The 3,527-nt window shown below is 57.6% G+C and carries 2 protein-coding genes and 1 pseudogene; 1 reads left to right on the forward strand and 2 read right to left on the reverse strand.

Translation table 11 applies throughout. The features are described 5' to 3' along the window. Positions 1-783: 783 nt before the first annotated feature. Positions 784-1,057: pseudogene (locus FJ398_26790) on the reverse strand (ISAs1 family transposase). Positions 1,058-1,290: 233 nt separating this feature from the next. Here FJ398_26790 and FJ398_26795 point away from each other — a divergent pair. Continuing rightward, complete coding sequence (locus FJ398_26795) at positions 1,291-1,971, forward strand: TIM barrel protein (GenBank protein MBM3841490.1); 681 nt, start codon at positions 1,291-1,293, stop codon at positions 1,969-1,971. Positions 1,972-2,378: 407 nt separating this feature from the next. On the opposite strand, the gene FJ398_26800 is transcribed toward FJ398_26795, so the two are convergent. After that, a complete protein-coding gene (locus tag FJ398_26800; protein ID MBM3841491.1) occupies positions 2,379-3,503 on the reverse strand; it encodes a transposase in 1,125 nt (374 codons plus the stop codon). Between the last annotated feature and the right edge of the window lie 24 nt (positions 3,504-3,527).

Here is a 3,527-nt window from a genome sequence, read left to right on the forward strand (position 1 = left end):
CCCGCAGTGTCGCAGAATCTTTTCCACGACCTCAGTCTGCCTTCGCTCGACCTGCCTGCCGGCAGGCAGGTGAAGGCAATGATTTTCATTTCAGAACGACATTTGGGACAGGTCAACGGGTCCGTTTCGTAAACCTGTTTGATGAGGGCGGCCCAGCGTTTGCGGGCCTCTCGGGCGCTGGGCGTGCGGGGCGGCGCGGCGCTCCCCTCCGGGGTCGGCGGTTGCGCCCGAGCTCGTTGTCCCCGCTTCTTATTCGAATACCATCCATAGTAACGGATCAGATGGTCCTCCATCTCCGGAATACTAAATGAGGCGCTGGATTCCCGCCCGATCGCCCGCCTCCAAACGCACGCTCTGGTCCACGCTGAAGCCGGAGTGTTTCCAGGAGCGGATGTTGGGCATGGTGAACACGAACTGGCGGTGCGGGACTTCAGCGCAAACGTGTTCGGAGACCCAAGCGGCTTTCTCCAAGGCGCGTTTCTCGTGGCAGCTCGGACAGACACAGCGCCCGCGACAGGAGAACGCGACGAACATTTCGTGTTGGCACTTGGGGCACCGTACGCGCGCGAACCCCTGTTTGAGATCGCCGCACTCCAGAAACTTGGCGATCGCCGTGGCGATGATCCGCCTTCGCCCGAGGCTACGGCGGGACAAGTCGGTCGCCAGAAACCATACCGCTCCTGGTAGCGCTCCTCGTAGAGCGCTTCGAACTCCGGGTAGAAGCGCTCCACCAACTGAGAGAATGGCGACATCGGCAAACCAAGCCAACTCCGCACTCACGTCATCGGCGTCGGCTTCAATAATTTCGCGGGCAATCTTTTTTTGACAGCCCATCGCATCGAGCGTGACGATACACCCGCTTAATTCCAGCACGCGCAGCAACTCCGGCACCGCCGTGATTTCGTTGCTTTTGTCGGCCACCTTCAATTGGCGCAACACGAGGTTCTTGCTCTCGGCCCACGCACTGACCACGTCCTTGAGCGACTCCTTCTTGTAAGGTCAAGAACGTGCGAAACCATTCCTCTTCGGGTTTGCCGAAATCTTCCATGTCCTTAAACGCAGATCAGGGCTGGGCTTTCCTCGATTCTGACCCGTTGACCCATTCTCTACAAGTTGTCGTCAATGAGACTCTCTAAACATTTCCGAAATATCTGCGTCCATCTCCGTCATCTGCGGATTCCCATTCACATCCTTGCGATTACCCGCGGATTAGGACGCGACTTCCGCTCTTGCCGAAGGCGATCGAGCGGCGTAATTGGGGTCCTGTAACTCTTGCACTCACCCTCACCCATGCACCCACGTCGCTTCCATCTCTCGGGACGTACTCTTCCAACTCGGCTCGCCGAAGTGTCACGGGCGATTCCGCGAATGCAGGCGCTGGGCACCAAGTTCGTTCGAATCATGAGCTACAAGGTTGGGGATGGCGACGACCAGATGGAAGCCGAGCGGTTCCATCGGATGCGCGAGATCACCAAACGATTTCTCGACGCAGGATTGCAGCCAGTCCACGAAAACTGCATGAACTATGGCGGCACGAGCTGGCAACATGCACTGAAGCTGCTGGAGAATGTCCCTGGCTTGAAGTGGGTCTTCGATACCGCCAATCCAGTTTTCAACGCCGATCGGTCGAAACCCGCCCCTCAACCCAAACAGGATCCGTGGGAATTCTGGACCAAAGTTCGCGACGCAAGCGTCCACATCCACATCAAGGATGCCCGTTGGGAGACGTCGAAAAACGATGCCGACTACAAATTCTCGGGCGAGGGCGATGGCGCAGTCTGGCGGATACTAAGAGACGCCCTGTCGCGCGGCTACGATGCCGGAATCAGCATCGAGCCTCACATGGTGGCCGTTTTTCACGATGCCCATTCCCACGAGCAAGACGAAGCGCTTCGTGCCAACTACGTGGAATACGGACGCCGCCTTGAGAAGTTGATCGCAGAGGTCCGTGGCAGCATCGGTAAGAAATGAATTCGGCCGCAGCGGCGCGGAGGCACAGAGATCTGATCAAGTAGGAGTTGATGCGGAATTGTCCGGCTCACGGTGCTGCCGAGACTTCGCTTTCATAGAACGCAAAGACGGGGTTTCCCAATATTCACCACCAATCAAAATTAGGATCCGGCGGCCTCTGCCAGAAATTCGGATCGTTTACATTTGTTGGCGACGGAAACTTTGAATTCGCCGCGTGCCCGTCGCCATAAAGCATGACCATCACTCGTCGTCCTCGGAAATTATGCCAAAGATTTTGGCGATCCGTCGTATTTCGATTGGAGTGCCAGACCCAGTCGCCTTGGAGAATCTTGGTGGTGGGACGAACGGCGATCTCTTCCTCTTTAATCGGAGTTTTTGGACCTCCCGAGCTTCCGCGTGATGGCTCGTCAGCCGCAGCACCGTTTGCCTGCCGCTCGTAACGATCCGTCCCACCGCGTGCAGCAACAGAGGCTGGTGATCGCTTCCCGCGCCCGCTCCGGCTGCGCGCACCGCACAAATAAATTCCACCAGTTATAAACCAGTGCCACCATCCGCGCCGCGATCTGGCAGCGCAACAGATCGCGCGTCGTAAATCCTCCCCAGCCCCATTGATTCTTCAACTCATCATAAGCGTTTTCCACATCGGCTCTCTGCCGGTAAAGGTGCATGACCGTTAAAAGGTTTTCCTCCAAGTTGGTGACCAGGACCACATACTCGTACTCCGGTTGGCTGACCACTTCCAATCCGTGTTCCTCCAACAAGGGAAGGGCTTTCTGAGTTCCAACTCCCGGCTCCCGTCTGCGCCGCAACACGATGGTGCGCCGTTTGCGCGTCCAACCCGTCAGTTGCAGTTGGCCTTCATTTCCTTCCCATCCCTCCGCCAAAGGCTGCCAGCCGCCCTGTCTCTCTAACAACTCCACCAGTTGCTTAACTTTTGCTGTGCTCCGTTGCCGGAACAAATACTTTTGGGCGCGCTCTTCGCACTCGGCCATCATTCGCTCGTTGCCGTAATTGGCATCGCCGCAGACCAACCCCGGCCGTTGCTCCGGAGTCAGCCGGTCCAAGACTTTCCACAGATTGCTCAGCCCATGCATGGCGGCATGCTCTTTGCCCGAATGCACTTCCACATCCAGCGCCACGCGCAAGGTCCGCAGAAAAATGGTGTGGTAGGCATGGCTCGGACGGCCGGGCTTGTGCGGATTGTAGCCGATCTCAGCTCCTTCCTGGTGGCCGTAGATCGGCTTGACCGTCACATCCAAATCCGCAATCCAAGGCTGGTCCAAAGCCGGAGCATACCCGCGCCAGAGAGCTTGGGTTTGCCATTGAGCCAGGGGTTCGGGTTCCTCACCTTGAAAGGCTCGCCGCAAGCTATCCTCACTCACCACTTTTTCCATTCCCAAACCTTGCGCATTGACCTTGTCTCCTCGGATCGCGGTGACATGCGCATAGCGCCAAGCTCCACTTAAAGTTCCCAGCACCCACGTGCCGAGCACGTCTTGAACGGCCGGGGCATTTGGACTGGTGTAACTCAAGGGACACTCCTTGACCCACTCGGA

The organism is Verrucomicrobiota bacterium (assembly GCA_016871535.1).
Taxonomy (GTDB): domain Bacteria; phylum Verrucomicrobiota; class Verrucomicrobiia; order Limisphaerales; family SIBE01; genus VHCZ01.

Bases quoted from the DNA above. Each gene is read 5' to 3' on its own strand.
- FJ398_26795 (MBM3841490.1), top strand. From the start codon at position 1,291: ATGCACCCACGTCGCTTCCATCTCTCGGGACGTACTCTTCCAACTCGG.